Raw genomic sequence first — 24,239 nt, 5'->3', positions numbered from 1 at the left:
TTCCACCTGATTCACACCTGGCTCAGAGGCGGACGGGCTTTGCCGGCGGGCCCGAGCGTAGCCAGGAGCGCAGCAGTCCCGCCAGGGCGCCCGGGTAGACCGTCTCCGCGGTCCCGCGCAGCTCGGGCACCGTCCACCAGGACCAGCCGAGGATCGATCGGCGCTCCGTCTCCGTCCAGGACGACGGGTCGAGCTCGAGTCGGTATGGCACGCGCGTGGCGTAGAACGTCTCCGACTGCCGGAAGTCCCGGCCGAGATAGGTGAACGACGTGCGGCGGGTGGCGACCGGCGGGCCCGGATCGGCCAGGCGGTAGCCGACCTCCTCGAACACCTCCCTGATCGCCGCCTGCCGCGGCGTCTCCCCGCTGTCAAGCCCGCCGCCTGGCACGTGCCACCAGGTCGGCGCCGCGTCGAGGGAGGGGTCATGCGACCGGATCAACAGCACCGCGTCGGCCGGGTCAACCAGCATCACCCGGGCCGCCTGGCGGATTCTCGCAACCATGCCCACCAGCCTCGCAGGCGGCATGGTCAGGCGACTCGAGGGTCAGACGACTCAGAGGCCGACCGGGGCGCGGCGCAGGCGTTCGATGTCGGCCTCGGCGCCGCGCAGTTCGACCTGGGCCACCCGACCGCGACCGAACGCGTAGAGAATGATCTCCTCGGGAAGCCCGACGATCTCGACGGTCGGGGTGCCGCCGCGCAGGGTACGGCGGCCGGGGCGATCGGTGCGTTCGGCGACCACGCCGACGCCGGCCCGCCGGAACCCGGCATAACCGGCCAGCCGCAGCGCGTTCCACAACCCGCTACGGCTGGCCTCGTCGAGGTCACGCGGCTTCCAGTCGGCCTGGTCCGCCTTCGGACCCGCGCGCCGCACGTCCTCGGCGTGGACGAAGAACTCGACCAGGTTGGCCGCGTCGTCGACCGGGCCGAAGCGGGTCGGCAACCACCAAGGTGGGCCGGCACGGAAGATCTCCACCAGCTCCGGAAACGTGTGCGCACGCATGGTGGCACGCTCGGTGCGCTCGGTGATGCCATGAAGGCGGCCGATCACCAGGCCGGGGCCGGCCCACGGGAGGCGCTCGCGGGTGACGAGATGCGCGGCCAAGTCATGATTCGCCCATCCCGAGCACAGCGTGGGATGACCCGGGCCGAGCTCGGAGAGGAGATCGGCCAGCGCCTGGCGCTGCACTCGGGCAGGTCGTGGTCCGGTCGCCATGGACGCACTCTAGGCGAAGTGAGCTGGCGAGGTGAACCGGCGAGGTGGGCTACTGACCGAGGTGGGCTACTGACCGGGGAGACGGGCCACAGTCACGAAGAAGTCATCGATGTGGCGGACCACGGCGACGAAGTGGTCGAAGTCGACCGGCTTGGTGATGTAGGCGTTGGCGTGCAGGTCGTAGCTGCGCAGGACGTCCTCCTCGGCCTCCGAGGTGGTGAACACGACCACCGGGATCCGGCGGAGCCGCTCGTCGGCCTTGACCTCTCGCAGAACCTCACGGCCGTCCCGGCGAGGCAGGTTGAGATCGAGCAGGATGAGGTCGGGGCGGGTGGCGCCGACGTAGCTGCCCTCGCCGCGCAGGTAGGCCAGGGCCTCGACGCCGTCGCTGACCACGTTCAGGTGGTTGCGCACGTTGTGGTCCTCGAACGCCTCGCGGGTCATGAGGACGTCCCCGGGGTCGTCCTCGACGAGAAGTATCTCGACCGGGACGATCGGTTCACTCACGGCTGTCCTCCGGATGCTCGGGCGGCGCGGTCGGCACGGTCGGCGCGGCGAGGTCAACGGCGCCGGCGAACACAGGGCCGGCAGGGGTCTCAGGGCTGGCGGGAGTTGCGGGGCTGGCGGCGCCTCGGGGCAGGGTGAAGCGGAAGGTGGTGCCGGGGTGGGCCTCGGCGTCGAACCAGATCACGCCGCCATGGAACTCCACGATCTTGCGGCACAGGGCGAGCCCGATCCCGGTGCCCTCGAACGCCTCCCGGCTGTGCAGGCGCTGGAAGATGACGAAGATCTTCTCGGCGTATTCCGCCTCGATGCCAATCCCGTTGTCCGCACAGGAGAACTCCCAGGTGTCGGCACCTTCGGTCGCGTCGATCCGCACCCTCGGCGGGTCATCCCCATGGAACTTCAGGGCGTTGCCGATCAGGTTGGTCAGCAGCTGGGTGAGCAGCACCGGGTCGCCGCGCACGAGGGGAAGCTCGCCTGCGGTGACCTCGGCGTTCAGGCTCTCGATGGTCAGCGACAGGGTGGTCGTGGCCCGGGCGAACAGATCCCCGAGGGGGACGTCGACGAAGCTCTCGGTGGTCCGCCCGACGCGGGAGAAGGCGAGCAGGTCGTTGATGAGCTGCTGCATCCGCTTGGCGCCGTCCACCGCGAACCCGATGTACTGCGCGCCCCGCTCGTCAAGCTTGTCGCCGTAGCGGCGCTCGAGAAGCTGGCAGAAACTCGCCACCTTGCGCAGGGGCTCCTGCAGGTCGTGTGAGGCGACGTAGGCGAACTGCTCGAGGTCGCGGTTGGACCGCCGCAGCACCTCGGCCTGCGTCTCGACCTCGCCGCGGGCGTCGCGGGCAAAGCCGAGCTCGCCGAGGAGCTGCTGGCGCATCGACTCGACGTCGGCGGCCAGCGCGACGAGCTCCGGCGGGCCGGCGGGCTCGACGACGTGGTCGAGATGGCCGGAGGCCACCGTGCGCGCGTCGCGGCCGATGCTCTCGATCGGACGGGTCACCCAGACCCGCAGCGCCCAGAAGATCACCGCGAACAGGGCGACGAGCGACGCGGCGGCCACGAACAGCGCGACCACCAGGAAGCGCACGGCACTGTGCACGTCCTCGCGGGCCTTCAGCGCCCGGGCACGCAACGTCGTCTCCAGACCGTCCGCCCCGGAGCGCACCTGGTCGAACAGCGTCTTGCCCCGGGCCAGGGGCACCTTGTCGGCGGCCGCGGCGCCCTGGGCGCGTACCGCGGCGAGCGCCCCGTCGGCGTAACCGCTGTGCCAGGCCCCGATCCGCTGGTCCAGTGCCGCGACCTCGGCCAGCAGCTCGGGCCGGCCCGCGAGATAGCGGTGCAGCTCGGTCAGGTGCCGCTGCTCCTCCTGGCGACCGACGACGTAGGGCTGGAGGTATTCCGGGGTGCCCTGCAGGAGGTAGCCGCGCAGCCCGGTCTCCTCGTCCACGACGCTGGCGACCAGCTGGGTGGACGAGAGCAGCGCCGGTGCCATCACGTCGCTTCGGGTGTGGATGGCGTCGGTGAGGCGCACCAACGACCAGGAAACCACCCCGACGACGATCAGCAGCACCACGGCCGCGACCGTGTACGTCAGTCCCAGGCGGCGGCGCAGCCGCCAGCACCGTGCCGGCTCGAAGGGCATCAGTCCTCGCTCCGCATCAGCAGGAGCAGGGCGACGTCGTCGGTGAGCGGTCCGCCGTTGCGGGCCTCGACCCGGTCGATGAGGTTGTCGAGCAGGCCGTCGGGGCCCTGCGGCGGCGGCCAGAGCTCGGCGATCTCGGGCAGCACACCATCCCAGCCCAGGGGCTCGCCGCCGGGACCGTCCCGGCCCTCCAGCAGACCGTCGGTGGCGAGCAGCAGGGCCCATCGCGGCCCGAGGTCGACCAGCACCTCCTCGGTCAGGTCCTCGTCCTCGATGCCGAGCGCGGGAAGGATGCCGAGCGCGGGGCCGACGACGTCGCCGGGCAGCGCCGCAAGCCGCGGCTGCAGCATCATCGGCGGCGGATGCCCGGCCAGGCGCATCCGGGCCTGCGTACGATCCGGCGCGATCGAAAGCTCGCAGACCGTCGCGAAGATCTCCTCATGTTCCCGTTCGCTGACCAGCACCCGCTGGAGATATCCCAGCCGATCGGACTCGCGCACCCCGGCAAGCACCAGCGTCCGCCAGGCGATACGCAGGCTGACGCCGAGCGCGGCCTCGTCCGGCCCGTGCCCGCAGACGTCGCCGAGCAGGACGTGCAGGGTCCCGTCGGGGGTGGCCACCATGTCGTAGAAGTCGCCGCCGAGCAGCGACTGACGGCGACCCGGCCGGTAGCGGGTGGTGTGGCGCAGCCGCTGATCGGCGTACAGGGGGCGCGGCAGCAGGCCGCGTTCGAGCCGGGCCCGCTCGCTGGCCAGCAGCTCGGACTCGCGCAGCGCCTTGGCGGCCGTGTCGGCCCGGGTGCGCTCGATGGCGTACCGCACCGCGCGCACCAGATCGCGCCCATCCACCTGGCCCTTGACCAGATAGTCCTGCGCGCCGGCGGCGACGGCCTGCGCGCCGCGGTACTCGTCGACGAGGCCGGTGAGCACCACGACCGGGGCACCCGACTCGACCTCGAGCAGCCGCCGCAGGGCCGAGAGGCCTTCGCTGTCGGGCAGGCCCAGGTCCAGCAGGACGCATGCCGCGCCGACGCTGCCGACCACGGCCTCGGCCACGGTCCGCACCCGGGTCACCTCGACCGGAGCCGAGACCTCACCCAACAGTTCGGCGACGAGGTAGGCGTCCCCGTCATCATCCTCGACCAGAAGAATCGGCCAGCTCACATCCGCTGACGACGCGGGCGCCGGGACGACGGCGCTTTCGGATCCGAACACATCTCCTCAGCAGTGCACGACGCGCGGACCATACCGGCCCATCCTGGACCCGAAGCATGGCATGCCCGGAGACGGATGCGCGGAGCGGAACACCGAATGGGCTCTGCAGCGCGGCATTTACCCGACCGAGGTCAGTAGGACAGCCACCCCTGGACACGCTCCGAGCACACCCTCACGGGAGAGCGCGCGATCCGTCACCCCCTATCGCGGCACCGTCCGGGCGGCCGGACCCGGCGGCGTCCGGGCCGGGCCACTCCGGAGCCGGTGAGGTCGGTCGGCCGAGCAGGTACCAACCCCACAGGCCGGCGGGCGCCGGAGCGCGCACCGGAGCGCCGGCCACCTCGCGGGCATCCAGCACGTCCAGAAGATGGTCGAAGGTGCCGAGCAGCCGGATGGTGACGTTGCCGCCCAGCGGGCCGCGGTGGCCGAGGTGCGGGTGCGGCCGGGTCGGGGCGTGCCGCATCGCGTCGGCGAAGCGTTCCCGCAGGCGGGCGCGCTCGACGTCGCTCAGCTGCGCGTCCAGCGCCCGCAACAGCTCATCCTCGATCCGCGCGTGCTCGGTGAGCAGCGCGGCGAGATCCCGGCGCAGGCTGGCGACGCTGGCCGCCGGATGGTGCAGGTCGCCCTGGACGTACTGCTCGATGCCGCGCATCACCGAGGCACAGCGCCGCGCCAGCCGACTGAGCTCGGCGACCCGCGCCCGTCCGCCCGGCAACCGCCGGGAGCATTCCGGATAGACCACGGCCTCCATCGCGCTCAGATGGGCGGAGATCGCCGCGATGGCCACGTCGTTGGCCCGCAGAAACTGCCGCGGGTCGCTCGACAGGCCGGTCTGGCCGGCGGTGGCGCCGAGTGAGCCCGCCAGCTCGATCAGCTGGAAGGCGTCCGCGTGCGCCGAGTCCACCACAGTAGCCAGCGCCTCAGCCATGATCACCTCACCGGGACAAACCATAGAGAGTAACGGCAAGATTTCAATACGTAGAACATACGCCCCGCGCCCGGCCACTGCATCCGGAAAATTGTTACTTAAAGTAATCAAAAACCGGTTGCCTGGCGCCTCGGTCACGGACATGCGTGCACCGTAAGAGAGGTTTCAACTACTATGGCACACATGGTCGCCAGGAATGTCCCCGTGCCCCGGGACCAGATGACCCGAGAGCAACTGCCCCGAGCCCAGATGGCGCGGGACCAAGCCGTGTTCGCCGCCCGCTCCCGCCTTGCCGACGCCCGCCAGCGCTTCCTCAACCAGAATCTGCCGCCCCTGGGCAGCCTGCTCGTCCGGCATCAGGTGGAGGTCGCGGAGGCGGCCGAGTGGCCGTGGGCCCGCGTGTCCGGCTGGCCGCATCCGGCCCTGCTGCGCGGGCGCAGCCTCAGTGACGGCGCGCATCCGTCGCTGGCGCACATCCGCATGGGCCTCCCGCTGCGCATCCGCAGCGCCGACGTCGTCGACTGGGCGATCATCGATGCCCGCGGGGAGATCGTCCAGGGTGCCTGGACGCGCCAGTTGCGCTCCCCCACCGAGCCGCCCGTCTGACCGGCTTACCCGGTCGTCCCACCTGATGCCCAGCCGGCGAGGAACTCATCGAGATCCTCGATGTGAACGGCCTCATCCTCCACGACGAGGCCGCCGATGTCGGCGAAACCCTCCGGCCCGGGTGCGGCCAGCACGATCGAGCCGACCCCGTGCCGGATGGTCAGACGGCGCCCGAGCCGGGCGGCCAGCAACATCGACGCCGAGCCGCACGCCTCGTCCTCGGCGACCCCGTGGCGCTCGCCGAAGGCCCGGGCACGCACCAGCCCGGCTGGTTCGTCCAGCCAGGCCCAGATCTGCCGCAGGTCCTCACCCGACCGGCGTGGCAGCGTCAGCGCGTCCACCTCGGCGGGGCTACCCACCTGGCGATGAGTCCAACTACTGATCCCCGCGAGGGCGGCCCGGGTCCACACCCGGCCCTGCTCCTGCCAGCTCACCGCGTCCCCACCGGCCAGGCGCAGGACCGCCGGGTGGCCACCGAGCAGCCGGGCGAGCAGCCACGCGGCGCCGACCAGCGCGTCCCCGGCGGTGGGCACCTGCCGGCCTGGGGTGTAGACGGCCAGCTCCGCCTGGTCGACATCGTCGATGAACACCGTGGCGGGTACGCCAAGCCGCTGGGCGACCCGCACCCGCTCCTGGGCGTCGGGCAGCAGCTTGGCCGCGTCGAGCACGACCGCGAGCAGGCTGCCCGCGCCACCGGTCTCGTCGGTGAACACCCGCAGCCTGCGTACCTCGATCTCGGTCACCGGCACCTCCTGGCTGGCGTCGTGATCGCCCGCAGGCGGCCACGACAATGGTCGCGGTCCCACGCTGGCACAACCCGCGCATCCGTGCGGAACTCGAGGGGCGCATCACCTCACCCAACCGGACCGCGCCCGGACTCCTGGGACGTCTTGACACGATGTCACCAGGACAGGGCGTCGCGAGGCCGGGCGCCATCAGGACAGGCGTCACCGGAACGGGGGCAGGCGGCGGTGCGGGAGAAGTGTGGAAGGGGAGACGTGGAAGGGGACGACGACGCGGTGCAGCGAGGCGACGCGGTGCAGCCGCGGCCTGGCCAGGAGGCGCACGGGGAGCATCCCGTCCTCGATGCTCTGGAGCTCGCGTCGGTGAACGCCCACCGGCTGGCCGGGGCGCTCAGCCGGCCGGCGGTCTCCTTGGTACGGGTCGGGCGCAAGCGGCGCCGGGCCCGGCCGGTCTCCCGGGAGTCGGTGCGGGGCGGGCAGGTGATGGCCTGCGGGGTGTACAGCCACGGACGGCGGGTGACGACGGACGTCGACTGCGTCGACGCGCTGCGGCTCGCCCGCGAGGAACGGGAGGGCTTCGCCTGGCTCGGCCTGTTCGAACCGAGCTACGGGCAACTGGCCGAGATCGCCGAGCACTACGGGCTGGACAAGCTGGCGGTCGAGGACGCGGTCACCGGCGGGCAGCGACCCAAGCTCGAGCAGTACGAGAACCACCTGTTCATGGCGCTCAAGACCACCAGCTACGTGGCCCACAAGGAGGTGACGAGCACCTCGGAGGTGGTCACTACCGGGGAAATCATGATCTTCCTGGGTGAGGATTTCGTCGTCACGGTGCGCCACGGGCAGCACGGTGAGATGTCCAAGCTGCGCCGCCAGCTGGAGGCCGCCCCGGAGATGCTGCGCCACGGTCCGACGGCGGTGCTGCACGCCGTCTGCGACAGCATCGTCGACGACTATGTCGACACGGTGGAGAAGATCCAGGTGGACGTCGACCAGATCGAGGCCGGGGTCTTTCGCCGCGAGCACGCCCCGTCCACCGAGGCCGCGTACCAGATGAAACGGGAGCTTCTCGAGCTCAAGCATGCTGTCCAGCCGCTGGCCGGGCCGCTGCGCGCGCTGATCCTGGACCGGCCGCGCATGGTGGACGTCGCGATGCGCCGCTACTTCCGCGACGTCGCCGACCACCTCGAGCAGGTCAGCGAGCGGATCTCGCACTTCGACGAACTGCTCTCCTCGGTGCTCGCGGCCACCCTTACCCAGCTCACCATTGCGCAGAACGAGGACATGCGGAAGATCAGCGCCTGGGTGGCGATCGCCGCCGTTCCCACCGCGCTCGCCGGAATCTACGGAATGAACTTCGAGCACATGCCCGAGCTGCACCAGGTCTGGGGTTATCCCACGGTCCTCGGTGTGATGGTGGTCGCCTGCCTGCTGTTGTATCGGGCGTTCAAACGTAACGGCTGGCTTTAGGCAACCGGGGCCCCACCGTGTCAGGGTCCACTCGGCCGCCGGAGTGGCCGCTTCAGGCCGTCGCCGGGTCATCTGCCTCGGCAGATGACAGCTACCCCCGGCCGTCCGACGGGTGCCCGACGGGACGACCCGCACTGCGTCGCGGTGGGTTCGCGTAGCGGCAGACCACCTCCGATCAAGGCAGCTGGCCGCACAAATAATCCTCAATCCGTCCTGGCCGCGCAAAACGCACGGCCGGATGGGTGGCCATGGTTTATTTTCGCTATCGCTTGGCAGTCCCGACGTATCCGTACGATGGGTTACATCAGGTCGCCTCCGTCGGCTACCGTAACCATCCGTGTCGAAGTGACCGGGCCTCCCCGCCCGCAGCTCGGTGCGGTTCGTCGATCTCCCACCCTCAGGGGAGTACATGCCCTCGTCTGACCCCACGCGGCCAGAGACCGCCATCCTGCCCGACCGCGGCGACCTGATCGTCGAGCTGGCCAGGCGACTGGAGGTCCTCGACGGCCTGCTGAGCCGGTTGGAGGAGGCCGAGCGCCAGGCCAAGGACGCCAGCGAGTTCCTGGTCCGCACCCGGCGGTGGCAGGAGGAGACGGTCCGCACGATCCAGGAGGAACGGGCCCGCATGCGCCAGCGCCAGCGCGCGCTGGATGAGCTGGCCGACCATGCCCGCGCCGCCGTCGCGGCTCTCGCCCAATACCGGTCGCTGCCCCGCGAGGTCCACGAGCTCGCGGTCGAACTCCAGGTGCTCGACGCGGCCGGCTTCCTCTCCCGCCGCGGCCGGAGCCGATGACCGCCGTGGCTCTCCCGGCCCCCGCCCTCCCGGCCCCCGTCGACGCGCCGGGATGCCCGCCGGAGGGCCGACTACTTTCCGCAACTACGGTCGTGTCCGTATGTGGGTGCCGATTCGGGGCAACCCGGCCGTGGTTCCCCGGCCCCCACCCGGATGGATCCTCGCGAGGCGGCCACAACCGCAGCGTGTCCAGGGGTTTTGGGCCTCCGGAGTGATCCGGCGGGTCCCGAGCGACCCTCCCCATCCGCACGCATTCGGTGGCACTTCAGTGCACACTGCCCGTAGTTGGGAGGAGCTAGTGTTTACCCGCACTATCCGAGTGGACTAGTCTCACGCCGACGTCACGACAACACCAGGCCGAACGCCGAATCCTGCCCCCGGCCCCGGTGTCCCCTCCGAGTCGTCATCTGGGGCAGGAGCGGGGGACCCACCCTCCACCGGCCAGCACCGAGCCGCGGTGCCGGTCTTGGGGTGAAGTCCGCAGCGTGAGGGTCACGCCGCGGACCGGGCAAGCCCAGCCCGAACCCGACAGCTCACTTCGCAGGCGTACGGGAAGGAATACATCGTTGTCCGCACAAAGCGTGCAGCTCGACGAAGATTCGCGCCTTGCGGGTCGCGGCCGTCACCGTGCCCCCTCCACCGCGCCGGTCGCCCGTAGCCGGGCCCGCGCTCGCGCCTTCGCCGCGATGACCACCGGGACCGTCGCGGTCTCCGGGGTAGCCCTGGCGGGCTGCGCCACCGACGTCCACGCCAATGCGGCCCAGGACGAGTCGACGAACACGGCCCCCGTCACCCTCGCCGCTCAGATCGGCTCGCGTGCCGCCCTCGGTGGCAGCATCGCCGCCGCGGCGATCAGCTCGGACAGCTCCACCACCACGCTCGGCACCACCACCTCCGCGCAGGCGCTGACCGGCAAGGTCCAGGTCGGCCTGAAGGTCACCAACCCGGACGAGACGGTCGCCCCGAACGAGCCCGTTGACATCGGCTTCTCGCTCTACGACGAGGCCACCCACGCGCCGCTCGCGAACCAGCTCGTCAAGGTGCAGGTGAAACTCCCCACCGGCTGGGCGACCTTCCAGCAGCTGTACACGAACGACCAGGGCTACGCGTCCTACACCGCGCGGGTGCTGACCACGACGAACGTCACCGCGGTCTTCGACGGGACGGACGCCCTGCAGTCCGCTCACTCGATCAACGAGGCCACCCTGCACGTCGAGCAGGCCGCCCCAGTGGCCTCGCACACCCGCGGCGCCATCGTTGACGACATCAACGTCGATGTCGATATCCCGCTGCCGGCGAGCTCCGTCGGCGAGAAGGCCGTCTACCTGGCCTCCCTGCAGGCCGGCAAGCCGTACGTCTACGGCGCCGATGGCCCGAGCTCGTTCGACTGTTCCGGTCTCGTCCAGTACATCTACCGGCAGCTCGGCAAGACCCTGCCGCGTACGACGGACGCCCAGTTCGCCGCCACCACCCGGGTCTCCATGTACAACAAGCAGCCCGGAGATCTGATCTTCCTGGGTACGCCCGGCAACATCTACCACGTCGGCATCTACGCCGGCGACGGCAAGATGTGGGTCGCCCCCCACACCGGCGACGTCGTGAAGCTCCAGACCATCTACACGACCTCGTACTACGTCGGCCGGGTCTGAGGACCCACCGCCGCGCCGCCTGTCGCGGCGGAACCAGCTCTCCCGCGGCCACCCCCCTCCGGCCGCGGTCAGGGCACCGCCCGTAGGCATCGTCGCCGACCGGGATTCACCGCCGCTGCTCGGGTCTGCTCCCCCGACCAGCCACGGACTCCATCCTTGGTCTGCCCGTGGACGTCGTCCCGTTCCGTCCGGCCGGACGGACGTCAGATCTCCCCCCCATCTGACGTCCGTCCGGCCGGATGGCCGCCGACCCCGCCGGCCTTCCCTCGGATCCCCCCCCCATCCGCAGTGGAAGGCCGGCGGCCCGTCGGAGCCGTTCGGCCCCAGCCCGCCGACGCCGCTACCCCCTCCCGGCGGCGTCGGCGGGCCCCAGTCCCTCAGGCAGCCAGTCCCTCAGGCGGCCAGCCGGTGGCCGGAGGACGCCTTCCAGAGGGCCTCACTGACCTTCTTGGTCCAGTCCGTCTCGGCGACGCGCGCCTCGGGGACCCGCCCGGCGCAAGGCGACCGCGGCTCCTGGGTGAACTGGCCGACGACGCCGACGGCGGCGAAGGTCGGCTTTCCGGTGTCGCAGACGGCCATCAGGGCAAGCCGGGCACCCTCACCGACGCCCCAGATGTAGATCTTCTTCGGATCAATCTCGCTCTTCTTCGTCGACACGTAGGTCACGACGTCCCGCAAATACTGCGCGTCGGGGCCGGTGGGGCTGTCGATCCGCCAGGTACCGCCGACGGCCTCCGGGTAGGCGATCGCGAACGTCTTCTCGTTCGCCACCTTGCCGGCCTTGCTGTCGTGGTCGAGCGTCTTGGCGGAGGTGTTGTCGTCGTGAAGGATCAGCACGAGCGGGATGGGCTTCTTGGGGTTGCTGGGAGCGTGCACGAGCAGCTCCCGGCCAGCGGAACCGTAGTCCTTCGGCATGGTGTCGTGCTTGGTCTTCGGGCCGCCGCCTCGCTGGACGAAGACGAAGGCGACGACGACCACCGCCGCGACGATGTACACGGTTCGTTTGTTCTTGCCCCACCAGCCGGCAAGGGGATTGGATGCCACGATCCCACGGAACCACACCGCCCCGACCGAAACCCCGCAAACGTGTGATCAGGCAACCGTGGCCAGGGCGCGGCGTCTGGCCTCTCGCAGCGCGAGCGTCTCCGGCGGGCCTTCCAGCGGGGGCAGGTCGCCGTGGACCCAGCGCAGCAGCAGGTCCGCGAGCGCCGGGTTCTGCGCCAGCACCGGCCCATGCAGGTAGGTCCCCAGCACCCGCCCGTCGACGATCCCATCGGTGCCACCGGCGGCGGGATCCGTCCCGGACCCATCGCCGATGCCACGGCGGACCGTTCCGAGCGGAAATCCGCCGCATCCGGGCAGCCGACGGGTGCGACCGGCATGATTCTCGTACCCGTACAGGGTAGGAAGGCCGAGCCGGCGGTCCGGTTCGACGACGATGTCCCCGACGGCCCGCGCGGGCGGCGGGGCGGGCGGCGGGGCGAACGAGCGGCGGGTCTCCATGCCGACCAGGCCCAGCCCCTCGTGGATCTCCCCACCGGACGGGAAGCTCTGCCCGATCACCTGATATCCGGCGCACACCGCGAGCACGGCGGCGCCACCGGCGACCGCACGCATGATCGCCCGGTTCTGCCGGATGCCGTCCGCGGCCAGCACCTGCGGCGCGTCCTCCCCGCCGCCGAGCAGGTAGATGTCGCAGTCCTGCGGCACCGGCGCGCCCGCGGGCACGTCCACCCGCTGCGCCGGCAGACCACGCCAGCGCAGCCGACGCTCGAGGACGATGGCGTTGCCGCCGTCCCCATAGGTGCCCAGCAGCTCCGGGTAGATCAGGGCGATCCGGATCGCCGAGACGCCGCCGCTCATCGGGTGCACCGCACCAGCAGGTCACGGAAGGCGGTGTAGTTGGCGACCACGTCGACGACCTTCTCGTTCGCGGCGAGCGCGGCGCCCTCGGCGCTGTGGTGCACGCTGTGCGGCACCTCCGCGTAGGCCAGGCGCACGCTCATGTCCTCCTTGCGCTCGCCCGTCACGAGCACCTGCCGCCCGGCGAGCCGTTCGAACGGGACGTCCCAGATCCACGACGGGTCACGCCCGTCCGCGGTCTGGGAGTTGAAGTCGATGACCACCGGCCGCGGTGGCGCATCGGCGAGCAGCTCCATCATCTCGACCCAGCCGGCGGGGTTCTTCGCCAGGAGCAGCCGACCACGGCGGCCCTGCTCGCCCAGCACGACCTCCTGGTAGCGGCCCTGGACGTCACCGAGACCGGTCATCGCGGCCAAGGCCGCCTCGACCTCGACGCCGAACTCCCGGGCGGCGGCCGCGGCCATCGCCGCGTTGCCGAGGTTCACCCGGCCGGGGAGGTCAAGACGTGCCGAGATGGTCCGGCCATACCAGAGCAGCTCCCGCGAGCCGGTCACCGAGACGATCGGCTCCGGCCGGGCCAGGCCGCACTCGGACCACCAGCCGCTCTCGTTGCGGTGCAGCAGCCGGGCGCACTGCGGGCAGACCATCGCATCCGAGGTCCAGTTCTGCCCGGCCGACACCCACACCTGCCGCGCCCAGCCGGCCGCCGCCCACGCGACCAGCGGATCATCGACGTTGGCGACGACGGTCGTGTCCGGGAGCTCGGCGCCGAGCTCCCGCCACATCGCGGCGATGCGGCGCGTCTCGTTGGACCGGTCAAGCTGGTCACGGCTGATGTTCAGCAGCAGCACGACCCGTGGCCCGATCTCCCGGGCGACCTTCGGCAGCCAGATCTCGTCGACCTCGAGCGCCGCGGCCGCGTCGAACGGGGGCCGTGACAGCGCCGCGAGCACCCCCGGGGCCATGTTCGCCCCGCCGCTGTTCGACTTGACCGGGCCAAGGGTGCCCAGGGCACGGGCGAGCAGCCGGGTCGTCGTCGTCTTGCCGTTGGTGCCCGACACGCAGGCGCTGGGACGGCGGATCCCGACCTCGGCGAGTGCCCCCGGGGACACCCGAAGGGCCAGTTTTCCGCCGATCATCTCGCCGGAACCACGACCAAGCCGGCGGGACGCGTGCGCTGCCAGCCGTTCCACGGCGAGCGCTGCCTGCGTCCGGACGGTGAACCTTCGCGCAAATGATGTCGTCATCGCGCTTTCTACAGTGCCACGGCCGGCAGACGCGCCGGACCCCACCCCCACATCCGTTCCGCTATCTCCCGAGACGCTGCCATCCATGCTGGCCATTCAGGCCGGCCATCCGCAGCTGTGGCCCGGACCGGCCGGCGGTTCTGTCCGTTACGTGTGGACTACCCAGATGTGCCCCCGCCGACCGCGGTGCGGCAACCAGATGCGTGGCACGGTAGAACTCACCCGTTGGGGTGAACCGGAACACCGAGGCCCCGGTCGCGGAGCGAGAATCAACAGGTAGACCACGGTGGGGGTTCGGAGCTGGCGCTTCGGGGCACCGGCTCCATGGCCGGCAGGAACACCAGCCGGTCGCAGAAGGGACGTGAAGGCAGCAGTGACCACGAAGGCAATCGCGATCGCCCGGGACCACGGCCGTTGGTCCGTGCACGACCTCGACCCGAACGACACCGACGACCTCGACGCTCTCACCGACGCCATGCGCGATTTCGGCGACGGCACGGTCGTGGCGTTCCTTGAGGAGGACGACGAGTACCTGGCGATCGTCCGCCTGGGCGACGACCACTCCGACCCCAAGGTCTTCCTCTCCGACCGCCGCGTCCTGGTCAGTTCCCCCCTCGCCGAACGTCTGCTCTCCGACGCGCTGCCGTCGATGGCCGGTTTCGCCACCAACGATGACGACGAGGACGACGATTCCTCCGGCCTCCTGCAGGCCTCCCCCGTCGGCGATCTCGACCTGCTCACCGATCTCGGCACCTCCGAGGAGGACCTGCTCGAGCTGATCGGCGAGGAGGGCATGCTCCCCGCCGACCTGATCAGCGCCCTGAGCGAACGCGCCGGCGCAGGAGAGATCTTCGACGACGCCCGTGGCTGAGGCCGTCCCCAGCCCGACCGCCCCCAATTCCACCGCCCCCGGTTCCGCGGAACACCATGATCGCGCGGGGCGCCAGGATGCCGCGATGGGCCTGGCGCTTGACCAGGCGCGGCTGGCCTTGGCGCATGGCGACGTGCCGGTCGGCGCGGTCGTGCTCGCGGCGGACGGCACGGTGCTCGGCGAGGGCTTCAACGCCCGGGAACGCGACGCCGACCCCACCGCCCACGCCGAGGTCATCGCCCTGCGCGCCGCCGCCCGGACACTCGGCTCCTGGCGCCTGACCGGCACCACCCTCGCCGTCACCCTGGAGCCCTGCACGATGTGCGCCGGCGCCCTCGTCCTGGCCCGCATCGACCGCCTCGTCTACGGCGCCGTGGACGACAAGGCCGGCGCCGTCGGCTCCCTGTGGGACGTCGTCCGCGACCGCCGCCTCAACCACCGCCCCGAGGTGATCGCCGGCATCCGCGCCAACGAGTGCCGCGCCCTGCTCACCGACTTCTTCGCCACCCGCCGCCCCCGGCCCGCCGCCCCCGGCCACGCTCCGCACCCGCCAGCGGAGCATGATCCCGCTAACTAGGTCGCCCTGGGGGGCAAATCGGACACGAATGCCCCCACAGCGACCTGTTTGGATCTTCGGCGGCCCCGTCGCCAGCGCTGCCGTCACACACGGCCACCATCAGTCGACTGCCCCGCCCCGGTCAACCCACATGCCCGGCACGTCCGGTAGGCTCAGCTACGGTGGAGTCGCCTAGTGGCCGAGGGCGCACGCCTCGAAAGCGTGTGAGGGGGCAACCCCTCCGTGGGTTCAAATCCCACCTCCACCGCAGGTAGACAGGCTGTCCGGCCCGGCGGGAACATCATTCCGCCGGGCCGGCGACGAAACGGGACGCGCGACTGACAGCCATCCCGGTGTCGCGAGGCGTGATGCCGGGTCAGGTATCGGTGAGTCCGAGGTATGCGCGCAGGGCGTCGGCTGCCAACCGGCGGGGCGAAATCGCGTCCTTGTTCTCGCTGGACATTTCCGCGAAGGTTCTGGTGCTGTCGGCGGGCGCGAAGATGGCGTCGTAGCTGAGGCCATTGCTGCCGCGCGGTTCGGTGGTGAGGGTTCCGTGCACAGCGCCGGAGACGACGTGGACGCCGGTGGCGTCGGCGTAGCCGAGGGCGGTCGTGACGGTCGCGCGCCGGTCGGCCACGCCTGCCGCCATGTTGAGGAGCCCTTGGAGGCCGACGGTTTTGAGGAACCAGGCCACGAGCGCACCGGGCAGGCCATTCCAGGCCGTCAGCGCCAGGCCGCTGTCGTCGACGAGTACGGGGGTGCGCAGCTTCGCGTAGGCGTCCCGGGCTTTGTGTTCGACGACCGTGACGACGTCGAGCGACTGGATCTCGTCGAGATCCAGGGTGGTGACGGCCATGTCCATGCCCAGAAGACGGGCGAACTCGCGAGCCTTGCCGCTGTTGCTGGTGACGAGCGTGACGCCGTCGATCATGCGTCCCTTTCCGCTGCCTGTTCCCGGCCCCCGAAGAGGTCTGTCTGATCGCGGATCCACTGGAGGAGACGAAGAAATCCCAGCCGCCGCCGGCCACGCAAACAGTCTGCACCACCACAGTCGGGTGCGGAACGGGGCGGACCTATCCAGCCGCCCACGGGTGACGGCAACCGCCGGTGGGTGAACGACAGCCGATGGGTGAAAGACAGCCACCCGCAACGGGCGGGCGTCAGCGCGGGGAGGGCCTCACGGGCGACGTCGACTTGCGAGGGGATGCGGAGCGTGAACATGCTCGGCGCGGACAGTAATTCAGGTTACTGGCCAGGACCCCATCCATCAGTTGCACGACGCTCGAGTCGGAGGCAATGGCATGGCGAGGATTGTGGTTTTTGGTGCTGCGGGTCAGATCGGGCGTCGCGTCACCGACGAGGCGATCAAGCGGGGGCACGAGGTCACCGCGGTCGAAGTGGACGCCACCCGGGTGAAGAAACTGGCCCGCAAGGCGAACGCCGTCGAGGGGGACGTCACGTCCCGGGACACCGTCCAGCAGGTGGCCCAGGACGCGGACGCCGTGGTCGTCGCGGTCGGCGGGGTGGACCGCCCGGTGCACGCGAGCGCGGCGCGCACCCTCGTCGACGTGCTGCCCCGGGTTGCCGAGCAGGCCCAGCAGTCGCAGCGGCAGGCCGCGCTGATCGTCCACGTGTCGAGTGCGGGGACGCTGGAGGACGAGAACGGCCAGCGTCTCGTCGACTCGCCGGACTTCCCGGCCGCCGAGCGCAAGGACGCCCTCGACCAGGTCGACGCGCTCGACGTCTACCGGGGTGCCCACAACGTTCGGTGGACGGCGATCGCCCCGCCGCCACAGAACTTCGGCCGTGGCCAGCGCCGGGGCGCCTACCGCACCGGTACTGACCACCCGGTGGTCGACGCGAAGGGGAACATCGGCATCTCCGCCGAGGACTTCGCGATCGCCGTCGTCGACGAGATCGAGCATCCCCGGAACCGTAACCGTCGATTCACCATCGGCAACTAATCTGACCGACCCGCCGAGCGAGATACGGCGGATCTGACGACCCGTGGACGATGATGACCACGGGTAACCGGCGCACCGGGCGCCGTCCCCGGGATGCCAGGCGTGGGAGCGACGCCGGCATCCGGTCGACCAGCCACGATCAACGGCGATCGAGGGCAGCCGGCGGCGAGGGACGGCCCCGGCGCGCTCAGAGCATCCTCAGAGCATCCTCAGAGCATCGTCGACAGGATGGCGCCGATGTCGTCGGGGGTGGTGCGGGGGTTGACGATGGCGAAGCGGGCAACGGTCTCGCCATCGATGCAGGTCGGGGGGACGAACGCGAAGCCGGCGCGGAGCAGGCCCTCGCTCCAGCGGTGGTAGTCGGCCTCCGTCCAGCCGCGACGGCGGAACACCACGACAGATAGTTCCGGTTCCCGAACGAGGTCGAGCTCGGGCCGGGCGGTGATCTGCGCGGCGGCCGCCCGGGTGGTGGCCAGGGTGGTCTCGATCGCGTCGGCGTAGGCCTGGGTGCCATGGGTGGCCAGCGAGAACCAGAACGGCAGGCCGCGGGCACGCCGGGACAGGCCGATGGCGTAGTCGGACGGGTTCCAGTTGGTCGCCGAGTCGAGCACCTCGAGATAGCCGGCGCGCTGCGGACCGTGTGCGGCCAGCCCCTGGGCAGGGTCGCGGTAGAGCAGAGCGCAGGCGTCGAACGGGGCGAACAACCACTTGTGCGGGTCGACGATGAACGAGTCGACCTCGGCGATCCCGTCGAACCTCGGGCGCGCGGACGGTGCGGCCAGCGCCGCGAGACCATACGCGCCGTCGGCGTGCACCCAGAGCTCGTGCCGTCGGGCGGCCTCGACGATGCCCCGGATGTCGTCCACGATGCCGAACTGGGTCGTCCCCGCCGTCGCTACCACCGCGAACACCCCGAACTCGGCGGCGTCGCCCGTCGGGGCCAGGCGTGCCAGGGCAGCGGCGAGCAGGGGGCCGGTCAGGCGGCCGTCCGGGCTCGACGGGATGGGGACGATCTCGGCGTCGAGGACGACGGCGGCCTGGTAGAGCGATGAGTGCGCCTCGTCGCCGCAGACGAACCGCCACCGCGGCGGCATCGGGCGCCCAGCCGCGGTCAGCCGCGCCTGGGCGGCGTGCCGGGCCGCGACCAGCGCCGAGAGGTTCCCGACCGTACCGCCGGGGACGAACACCCCGCCGGCTGAGGCTGGCAGGCCGGCGAGATCCGCGAGCCAGCGCAGCGCCTCGTTCTCGGCATGCACCGCGCCGGCGCCTTCCATCCAGCTTCCGCCGTAGATGGACGACGCGCCGACCAGCAGGTCGAACAGCACCGAGGACTTGGTCGGAGCGGCCGGGATGAAGGCGAGGTTGCGCGGATGGTCGGCTGAGACGCAGGCTCGCGCCAGGACCTCGTCGAACAGGTCCAGCACGCGCCGACCACCAAGGCCGCCGACGGTGATCGTCTGGCCGGCGCGAGCCGACAGCTCCGCCGGGCTGACCGGGCCGTCCAACGGCACCTGGTCGAACCCGAGCCGCAGCCGGGTGACCTCGAAGACCGCCCGCAGCAGATCAGCTGTATCGGCGTCAAACCTGTGCACGGACGAACCGCCCTGTCTCGCGCCGCACAACCCGCGCGACCGACGGCAGTACCCGCCGTTCGCCGCGGGACGCGACTACGCGCTCTGCTTGCCGCGCTGCCGCCGGAAGAGGAAACCGCCTCCCACGAACGCAACCAGCAGAACGATCGCACCGACACGCTTCACAACGAACCTCCACGATGAGGACCCAGGACAGCCACAGCGGCAATTCGGCCAAGGCGACGCCGGGGCCAAGCCCGCGTCGCCGGATTCCGAGCATGCCACGAACCGCGGCCGGGCGCGCAGCCGGACCGCCGACATTCGGCCACGCCCCCGCTCCCAAGGGGGACAGGTGCTCGTGTAGCGGGCAATCCGCGTGCATGGTGTCGTTCAGATGACGTTTTCGTCCGTTCCTCGATCACGACGTGGGCGGGCGAGGATCCTCCGGTGTGCCGCGCCGGGGACCCCCGGCCCGTCCCGCGCGGCGGCTCGATCCGGCGACCGACCCGGAGGGCCAGATCTCGAAATCCCCCCGCCTCCTTCATATTCGGTTCAGCGTGCCGACATTATTCGTTCACCGAAAAACCGCCTGCCCACCCCGGATGAGCAAACGACCGACCCAGCTCCGGCCGGTCAGGCCGGCCGTAAACTGGCGGCGGAAGGCCATATTTTCACGATTCCTGGAGACCGCGAATACTGGAGATGTGTAGTGGCGCGTATCTTCGTCAGCCACGCCAGCTCCGACGGGGAGTTGGCCGACGAGGTCCACCGGGCACTGGCCACATACAAGCACCAGGTATTTCTGGCGCGCAACATCCGGGAGGGAATCCCACCGGGTGACCTGTGGAAGGAACGCCTGCACCAGGAACTTCGCGCGGCGGACGCGGTCGTCTGCGTGGTCACCGAGGCGTACAACGCCTCGCCGTGGTGCGCGTATGAGATTGGGATCGCGCACGAGGTCGGCAGCATGCTGGTGCCGCTGCGCGCGCAGCCGGGGGTGTCCTCACCGCTGCTGGAGGACCGGCAGTACGCCTCGGCCGACGAGAACGCGCAGTGGGCCGGCGATCTCGACGCGGTACTGCGACGCGAGGACAAGAACGGCGGCCGGGCGACGTGGAACCGGTCGCCGTTCCCGGGGCTGCAACCGTTCCGCCGGGACATGGCGCGGGTGTTCTTCGGCCGGGACGACGAGCTGCGCCGGCTCGCGCACCGCCTGCGGGCGCTGTCCGACCGGCGGTTGCTGCTGGTCGTCGGCGGGTCCGGGTGCGGCAAGTCCTCGCTGGTCAGTGCAGGGCTCACCGCGCGTTTCACCGAGGAGCCGGGCTGGCTGGTGGCGGAACCGTTCGTGCCGGGACGGGACCCGATCCGCAAGCTGGCGCTGACGCTGGCGAACGTCGCCGATTCCGTCGGCCTGCCGTGGACGGTCGCTGGGCTCGACCAGCGGCTACGGGAGGACCCCGGGGCGCTGCTCTCGATCACCGAGGAGCTCCTGGAAGCCGGGCCGGGGCCGGCCCGGCTTCGGCTGCTGGTCGTGGTGGACCAGGGCGAGGAGCTGTTCACCCGAACCCCGCCCGAGGAACGGACCCGGTTCGCCGCGGTGCTGGCCGCGGGACTCGCCGGGCCGCTGCGGGTGGTGGTGGCGGTGCGCTCGGAGTTCCAGGACCAGTGGTTCGCCATACCGGAGCTGCAGAGCGCCAACCTGCACGCGTTCCCGCTGCGCCCGCTGTCCCGCGAGATGCTCAGTGTAGTGATCACGGAGCCGGCCCGGGTCGCGGGGCTGCGGGTGGACCCGGAGCTGGTCGCCCGGATGGTGGAGGACACCGAGGGCGGCGAGGCGCTGCCGCTGCTGGCTTTCACCCTGGACGAACTGGCCCAGGGCCTGTCCCGCGGCGACCGGCTCTCCCGGCAGCGCTACGAGGATCTCGGCGGCGTACGCGGCGCGCTGGCCCGTCGCGCCGATGCGGTGCTCGAGGAGGCGGTGACCGAAGCCCGGCTGTCCCGGGAGGAGATCCTCGCCAGCATGGCGGAGCTCGCCACGATCGACGAGGTGGGCCGGCGCACCCGGCGGCGCGTCGACTTCGACGAGCTGTCCACCGACGCGCTCCGTCTGGCGTTCGGGGTGTTCGTCGAGCAGCGGCTGCTCTCGACCCCCGGCGAGGGTCTGGGTGCCAGGGCGGTCGGCGTCGTTCACGAGGCACTGCTGACGGAGTGGGCACCGTTGGACTCGGTGATCCGCGAGCGGGAGGCGGTGCTGTTCACCGAGGGCCAGGTCGAGCGGGCCGCGGCCGCCTGGGGCCGCGGTGGGCCGCTGTGGGACGCCGACCAGCTCGCCGCGGCCATCAGGGTTCTGTGGGGCTCGCGGGACAGGTTCCGCAAGGGCCACCGACCGCTCGTCAACCTCAACCAGGCCGGCCGCCACTTCCTCGACGCCTGCGGCCAACGGGCCGACACCATCGCCCGCCGGGCCCGATTGCGCCGGCGCGGCGTGGTCGTGCTCCTGTCGACGCTGCTGGTCGCGGCGCTCGTTCTGGGCGTGATCGCGCGCAGCGCCCAACATGACGCCGACCAGGCGCGGATCGCGACCCTGGCGCGCTCGCTGCTGGCCGCCGCTGGGGACACCCGGGGCACCGACCGGATCAAGGCGCTGCGGCTGGGCCTCGCCGCCGCGACCATCGACCCCGGCCAGGCCAGCGAGGACAGCCTCCTGCAGGACCTCGCCACCGAACCGACCGGTGTCCTCAACATCGGCGCACCGGTGGGAGCCCTGGCGTTGGCCCGCCGGGCCGACGGTTCGCTCCTGCTCGCCGCCGGCGAGGCAGACGCGCGGGCGCAGCTCTGGAAGATCGCTCGCTCCGGGGAGACCAGCACGCTCGGCGCCCCGCTGACCGGGCTGCACGGGCCGGTCAGCTCCGTCACACTCACGGACGACGCAAAGACCCTGACCGCCTCCGACACGGCGAACAACCACCTGACCTGGGACCTGACCGTGCCGGAGCGCCCGCGGCTCGAGCCGGACCGCCCCGGTTCCACGCCGGTCGGGACGCCGGACGCCGCGGCCAGCGAGGCCGGCAGCCCGCTGCTGGTCCGTTCCAGGGACGGACGATTTCAGGTGGTCGCCCGCGGCCAGGCTGGCCCGGCCCTACGCGGCGACGGATCGCCGGGGCCGGCGGCCGGCGAGCTCACCGTCACCACGTGCTGTGGGCAGCCGCCGGTGGTCTACGCCCATGCCAGTACCGACACCGGTGCCGTCCGGGCGCTGGCGATCTCCCCCGACGGAAATATCCTGGCCAGCGTCGATGCGGGCCGCGGGGTGCGGCTGTGGGCGACGGACCCGGCCTCGCTCGGTCACCGGCGCGGCCCTGGGAGCAGTTCGGCCCCGTGGCCGGCGCTCACGGCCCTCGGGATGCCGTTGGCCGGGCACACCCTCTCGCCGCTCTCGCTGGCTTTCTCGCCGGACGGGACGATCCTGGCCTCCGGCGCCAATGACGGGACCATCCGCCTGTGGAATCTCACCGCGGCCGAAAAGTTCACCGAGGGAACGATCGTGTCCTACGCCTGCGTGGTCGCCGGCGGCGGCCTGGACGGGTCGTCGTGGCGGTACTACCTGCCGGGAGTTCGTTTTCGTGACATCTGCTCACCGTAAGAATGAAAGTGCAGTAATGCGACGCGGCGGGCCTGCCACGCCTCGCGAGTGATCGCGTAGACGTTACTGGCCCGCCAGGGGCCCACGTCGGCGACGCCCCGGTAGCTCATCCCGAGCCGACGCGCGATGGCGTTCATACCGACGTTGTCCCGGTGCGTCGAGGTGATGAGCTCGTCCACCGCCAGCCGTTCGAAACCGAACTCCAGCGATGCGCGGATCGCCTCGGTGCCCAGACCGTGCCCCCAGTGGTCTCGACGGATAGACACCGCGACCTCGATGCCCGGCCAGCCCTCGGCGACATATGAGCCGGCCCGGCCGAGGAACTCGCCGCTGCCACGTTCCTCCACCGCCCACATGCCGTGGCCGCGCAGCACCCACATGCCGATGAGATGGGTGACAAGACGCTCGGTGCCATCCATCCCGAACGGGCCGTCGAGATAACGCATCGTCTCCGGGTCGGCGTTCATCGCCGCGTACGGCGGGAGGTCCTCGGGCCGCCATCCGCGCAGAACCAGCCGCGAGGTGAGGACGGTGGGTATGTCGATACGGCCGGGCACCCCGTACGTCAGTGTCATGAAACGATGGTCCGCCCGTCCGCCCCGGTCGGGAAGGACCTACGGGTAGAAAAATCGGCTCGCGCGGCGCGCGGCGGTGGCGGCACGCGCCGCGCGAGCTGCCGATGTGACTTTCAGGCGACCTTGGTCAGCGTCGGCTTGAGCTGGTCTAGCTGCCACGGGATGTTCAGGATGGTCGGGTTGTTGACCACCCCGGCGGTGAAGGCGTCGACCTGCAGAACCCGGCCGGCCTTGACGGCGGGAATATCCGTGAACAGCTTGTTGGCGTTCATCTCGGTTTTCAGCGCCGGCGTGGCGTAACCGATGAGCAGGAAGTCGGCGTCAAGAGCACCGATTTTCTCCATGCTGAGCGACCGGTCCTTGACGTTCGCCGTCACCGACGGGGAGATCTTCATCCCGAGGTCGGTGTACAGCTGGACCGAAACGGTCTTCGGGTCGTCGATGACCGCGAGACCGCCGGGCTCGTAGTAGTACGCGTAGGCGAACGTCTTGCCGGCGATACCCGGCAGATCGGTCTTCACTCCGTTGATGACCTTCTGGGTGGCGTCGATCGCCTTCTGCGCGTCGGCCTCCCGGCCGACGGCCTTGCCGATGAGCAGGCTGTTCTCCTGCCAGGTGGCGATACCCGCGTCCTCGGTGTAGCCGACGACAGGAGCGATCTTGGACAGTCGGTCGTAGTAGTCCGCCAGACTGTAGAAGTTGGTCGCCAGGATCAGGTCGGGGTGCAGGGAGGCGATCTTCTCGAGGTTCAGGTCGCCGCTGGTCGCCAGCGGGGTGCTCTTCGACAGGTCGAGCTTGCCCTTCAGCCAGGGCAGGTCCGCGTCCGCGCCGTACTCGTCCTTCGCGTAGGCGATGGGCGTGATGCCAAGCGTGGCGAGAGTGTCCTCCTCGAAGCTCAGCGCGATGATCCGCTTGGGCTGCGACGTGATGACCGTGGTGCCGAACTTGTTCTTCAGGGTGACCGGGAAGCTGCCCTGCGCAGTGCCCGCCGACGCTGTCGCCCCGCCGCCGCTATCGCCATCGCTGCCGCTGCTGCCGCAGCCGGCCGCGACGACCAGGGCCGCGATCGCCATACCCAACGCGGCCAGGAGTTTCCGTCTCTTTCGCACTACTGTCTCGTTTCCTTATCGGTCGCGAACGCGAGGACCGCGGTCGCCGGTCTGCGGGTCATCACCTGAGGTGCG

22 protein-coding genes, 1 tRNA gene and 1 riboswitch are annotated in these 24,239 nt (G+C 70.8%); of the genes, 9 read left to right on the top strand and 14 right to left on the bottom strand.

The window, feature by feature from the left end; genetic code table 11:
• Positions 1-22: 22 nt before the first annotated feature.
• The 6 genes from MXD95_RS22445 to MXD95_RS22420 all read right to left on the bottom strand — a co-directional run bounded on the left by MXD95_RS22445 (position 23) and on the right by MXD95_RS22420 (position 5,504).
• A complete protein-coding gene (locus MXD95_RS22445) occupies positions 23-502 on the bottom strand; it encodes an NUDIX hydrolase (RefSeq protein ID WP_250642676.1) in 480 nt (159 codons plus the stop codon).
• 51 nt (positions 503-553) lie between these two features.
• Positions 554-1,216, bottom strand: a complete 663-nt coding sequence (locus tag MXD95_RS22440; RefSeq protein WP_250642674.1) for a TIGR03085 family metal-binding protein — start codon at positions 1,214-1,216, stop codon at positions 554-556.
• Positions 1,217-1,282: 66 nt separating this feature from the next.
• On the bottom strand, positions 1,283-1,723 hold the full coding sequence (locus tag MXD95_RS22435; RefSeq protein ID WP_250642673.1) for a response regulator: 441 nt from the start codon (positions 1,721-1,723) through the stop codon (positions 1,283-1,285).
• Positions 1,716-3,362: a sensor histidine kinase gene (locus tag MXD95_RS22430; RefSeq protein WP_250642671.1), complete on the bottom strand. Its 1,647-nt coding sequence runs from the start codon at positions 3,360-3,362 to the stop codon at positions 1,716-1,718. The genes MXD95_RS22435 and MXD95_RS22430 overlap by 8 nt, the downstream gene beginning before the upstream one ends.
• Positions 3,362-4,576: a PP2C family protein-serine/threonine phosphatase gene (locus MXD95_RS22425; protein WP_250642670.1), complete on the bottom strand. Its 1,215-nt coding sequence runs from the start codon at positions 4,574-4,576 to the stop codon at positions 3,362-3,364. The genes MXD95_RS22430 and MXD95_RS22425 overlap by 1 nt, the downstream gene beginning before the upstream one ends.
• Positions 4,577-4,748: 172 nt before the next feature.
• The gene (locus tag MXD95_RS22420) at positions 4,749-5,504 is read right to left on the bottom strand and encodes a hemerythrin domain-containing protein (RefSeq protein ID WP_250642669.1); all 756 of its coding nucleotides are present in this window, start codon (positions 5,502-5,504) and stop codon (positions 4,749-4,751) included.
• A 204-nt stretch (positions 5,505-5,708) separates the two neighbouring features.
• Here MXD95_RS22420 and MXD95_RS22415 point away from each other — a divergent pair, with 204 nt between their 5' ends.
• Positions 5,709-6,110, top strand: coding sequence for a hypothetical protein (locus MXD95_RS22415; protein WP_250642667.1), 402 nt, complete (start codon positions 5,709-5,711; stop codon positions 6,108-6,110).
• Positions 6,111-6,115: 5 nt separating this feature from the next.
• Here the strand turns inward: MXD95_RS22415 and MXD95_RS22410 are convergent, their stop codons facing one another.
• Entirely contained in the window at positions 6,116-6,853 is a 738-nt protein-coding gene (locus MXD95_RS22410) for a PhzF family protein (protein WP_250642666.1), read from the bottom strand.
• A gap of 255 nt (positions 6,854-7,108) precedes the next feature.
• Here MXD95_RS22410 and MXD95_RS22405 point away from each other — a divergent pair, with 255 nt between their 5' ends.
• The 3 genes from MXD95_RS22405 (at position 7,109) to MXD95_RS22395 (ending at position 10,765) form a co-directional block, all read left to right on the top strand.
• Positions 7,109-8,323, top strand: a complete 1,215-nt coding sequence (locus MXD95_RS22405) for a magnesium and cobalt transport protein CorA (protein WP_250642665.1) — start codon at positions 7,109-7,111, stop codon at positions 8,321-8,323.
• A gap of 409 nt (positions 8,324-8,732) precedes the next feature.
• Positions 8,733-9,116: a hypothetical protein gene (locus MXD95_RS22400; protein WP_250642664.1), complete on the top strand. Its 384-nt coding sequence runs from the start codon at positions 8,733-8,735 to the stop codon at positions 9,114-9,116.
• 383 nt (positions 9,117-9,499) lie between these two features.
• Positions 9,500-9,677, top strand: a riboswitch (cyclic di-AMP (ydaO/yuaA leader).
• A gap of 5 nt (positions 9,678-9,682) precedes the next feature.
• Complete coding sequence (locus MXD95_RS22395) at positions 9,683-10,765, top strand: C40 family peptidase (protein ID WP_250642663.1); 1,083 nt, start codon at positions 9,683-9,685, stop codon at positions 10,763-10,765.
• A 393-nt stretch (positions 10,766-11,158) separates the two neighbouring features.
• On the opposite strand, the gene MXD95_RS22390 is transcribed toward MXD95_RS22395, so the two are convergent.
• Genes MXD95_RS22390 through MXD95_RS22380 form a run of 3 tightly spaced genes read right to left on the bottom strand, consistent with a single transcriptional unit; the run spans position 11,159 to position 13,875 of the window.
• Positions 11,159-11,809, bottom strand: a complete 651-nt coding sequence (locus tag MXD95_RS22390) for an alpha/beta hydrolase family protein (protein ID WP_308301552.1) — start codon at positions 11,807-11,809, stop codon at positions 11,159-11,161.
• A gap of 48 nt (positions 11,810-11,857) precedes the next feature.
• Positions 11,858-12,628 (bottom strand): type 1 glutamine amidotransferase, encoded by a 771-nt coding sequence (locus tag MXD95_RS22385; RefSeq protein WP_250642661.1) that lies wholly within the window; start codon positions 12,626-12,628, stop codon positions 11,858-11,860.
• Positions 12,625-13,875, bottom strand: a complete 1,251-nt coding sequence (locus tag MXD95_RS22380) for a Mur ligase family protein (RefSeq protein WP_250642660.1) — start codon at positions 13,873-13,875, stop codon at positions 12,625-12,627. The genes MXD95_RS22385 and MXD95_RS22380 overlap by 4 nt, the downstream gene beginning before the upstream one ends.
• 373 nt (positions 13,876-14,248) lie before the next feature.
• Between MXD95_RS22380 and MXD95_RS22375 the strand changes: the two genes are divergently transcribed.
• The 3 genes from MXD95_RS22375 (at position 14,249) to MXD95_RS22365 (ending at position 15,570) form a co-directional block, all read left to right on the top strand.
• Complete coding sequence (locus tag MXD95_RS22375) at positions 14,249-14,746, top strand: tRNA adenosine deaminase-associated protein (protein ID WP_250642659.1); 498 nt, start codon at positions 14,249-14,251, stop codon at positions 14,744-14,746.
• An 85-nt stretch (positions 14,747-14,831) separates the two neighbouring features.
• On the top strand, positions 14,832-15,323 hold the full coding sequence (tadA, locus tag MXD95_RS22370; protein WP_250642658.1) for a tRNA adenosine(34) deaminase TadA: 492 nt from the start codon (positions 14,832-14,834) through the stop codon (positions 15,321-15,323).
• Positions 15,324-15,483: 160 nt separating this feature from the next.
• Positions 15,484-15,570: transfer RNA gene (locus tag MXD95_RS22365), tRNA-Ser, on the top strand.
• Between the two features lie 108 nt (positions 15,571-15,678).
• Here the strand turns inward: MXD95_RS22365 and MXD95_RS22360 are convergent.
• Positions 15,679-16,233: a non-canonical purine NTP pyrophosphatase gene (locus tag MXD95_RS22360; protein WP_250642657.1), complete on the bottom strand. Its 555-nt coding sequence runs from the start codon at positions 16,231-16,233 to the stop codon at positions 15,679-15,681.
• 370 nt (positions 16,234-16,603) lie between these two features.
• Between MXD95_RS22360 and MXD95_RS22355 the strand changes: the two genes are divergently transcribed.
• On the top strand, positions 16,604-17,266 hold the full coding sequence (locus MXD95_RS22355; RefSeq protein ID WP_250642656.1) for an NAD(P)-dependent oxidoreductase: 663 nt from the start codon (positions 16,604-16,606) through the stop codon (positions 17,264-17,266).
• Positions 17,267-17,475: 209 nt separating this feature from the next.
• Here the strand turns inward: MXD95_RS22355 and MXD95_RS22350 are convergent, their stop codons facing one another.
• Complete coding sequence (locus MXD95_RS22350; RefSeq protein ID WP_250642655.1) at positions 17,476-18,858, bottom strand: pyridoxal phosphate-dependent decarboxylase family protein; 1,383 nt, start codon at positions 18,856-18,858, stop codon at positions 17,476-17,478.
• A gap of 688 nt (positions 18,859-19,546) precedes the next feature.
• Here MXD95_RS22350 and MXD95_RS22345 point away from each other — a divergent pair.
• A complete protein-coding gene (locus MXD95_RS22345; protein ID WP_250642654.1) occupies positions 19,547-22,480 on the top strand; it encodes an nSTAND1 domain-containing NTPase in 2,934 nt (977 codons plus the stop codon).
• On the opposite strand, the gene MXD95_RS22340 is transcribed toward MXD95_RS22345, so the two are convergent.
• Together MXD95_RS22340 and MXD95_RS22335 are read right to left on the bottom strand one after the other, a co-directional pair.
• Positions 22,438-23,055, bottom strand: coding sequence for a GNAT family N-acetyltransferase (locus MXD95_RS22340; RefSeq protein ID WP_250642653.1), 618 nt, complete (start codon positions 23,053-23,055; stop codon positions 22,438-22,440). The two genes, MXD95_RS22345 and MXD95_RS22340, sit on opposite strands and share 43 nt — an antisense overlap.
• A 113-nt stretch (positions 23,056-23,168) precedes the next feature.
• Positions 23,169-24,164, bottom strand: coding sequence for an iron-siderophore ABC transporter substrate-binding protein (locus MXD95_RS22335; protein ID WP_250642652.1), 996 nt, complete (start codon positions 24,162-24,164; stop codon positions 23,169-23,171).
• Between the last annotated feature and the right edge of the window lie 75 nt (positions 24,165-24,239).

Origin of the sequence: Frankia sp. AiPa1, assembly GCF_023243075.1 — a bacterium.
Taxonomy (GTDB): Bacteria; Actinomycetota; Actinomycetes; order Frankiales; family Frankiaceae; genus Frankia.
The sequence above is the reverse complement of the archived record's forward strand: the minus strand, read 5'-3'. Positions and strand labels throughout refer to the sequence as shown.

Excerpts from the sequence above, each read along its gene's own strand:
- MXD95_RS22355 (WP_250642656.1), top strand. The coding sequence starts at position 16,604 with ATGGCGAGGATTGTGGTTTTTGGTGCTGCGGGTCAGATCGGGCGTCGC.
- MXD95_RS22385 (WP_250642661.1), bottom strand. The coding sequence starts at position 12,628 with ATGAGCGGCGGCGTCTCGGCGATCCGGATCGCCCTGATCTACCCGGAG.
- MXD95_RS22400 (WP_250642664.1), top strand. The coding sequence starts at position 8,733 with ATGCCCTCGTCTGACCCCACGCGGCCAGAGACCGCCATCCTGCCCGAC.
- tadA (WP_250642658.1), top strand. The coding sequence starts at position 14,832 with ATGGGCCTGGCGCTTGACCAGGCGCGGCTGGCCTTGGCGCATGGCGAC.
- MXD95_RS22360 (WP_250642657.1), bottom strand. The coding sequence starts at position 16,233 with ATGATCGACGGCGTCACGCTCGTCACCAGCAACAGCGGCAAGGCTCGC.
- MXD95_RS22420 (WP_250642669.1), bottom strand. The coding sequence starts at position 5,504 with ATGGCTGAGGCGCTGGCTACTGTGGTGGACTCGGCGCACGCGGACGCC.
- MXD95_RS22440 (WP_250642674.1), bottom strand. The coding sequence starts at position 1,216 with ATGGCGACCGGACCACGACCTGCCCGAGTGCAGCGCCAGGCGCTGGCC.
- MXD95_RS22380 (WP_250642660.1), bottom strand. The coding sequence starts at position 13,875 with ATGACGACATCATTTGCGCGAAGGTTCACCGTCCGGACGCAGGCAGCG.
- MXD95_RS22430 (WP_250642671.1), bottom strand. The coding sequence starts at position 3,362 with ATGCCCTTCGAGCCGGCACGGTGCTGGCGGCTGCGCCGCCGCCTGGGA.
- MXD95_RS22340 (WP_250642653.1), bottom strand. The coding sequence starts at position 23,055 with ATGACACTGACGTACGGGGTGCCCGGCCGTATCGACATACCCACCGTC.
- MXD95_RS22445 (WP_250642676.1), bottom strand. The coding sequence starts at position 502 with ATGGTTGCGAGAATCCGCCAGGCGGCCCGGGTGATGCTGGTTGACCCG.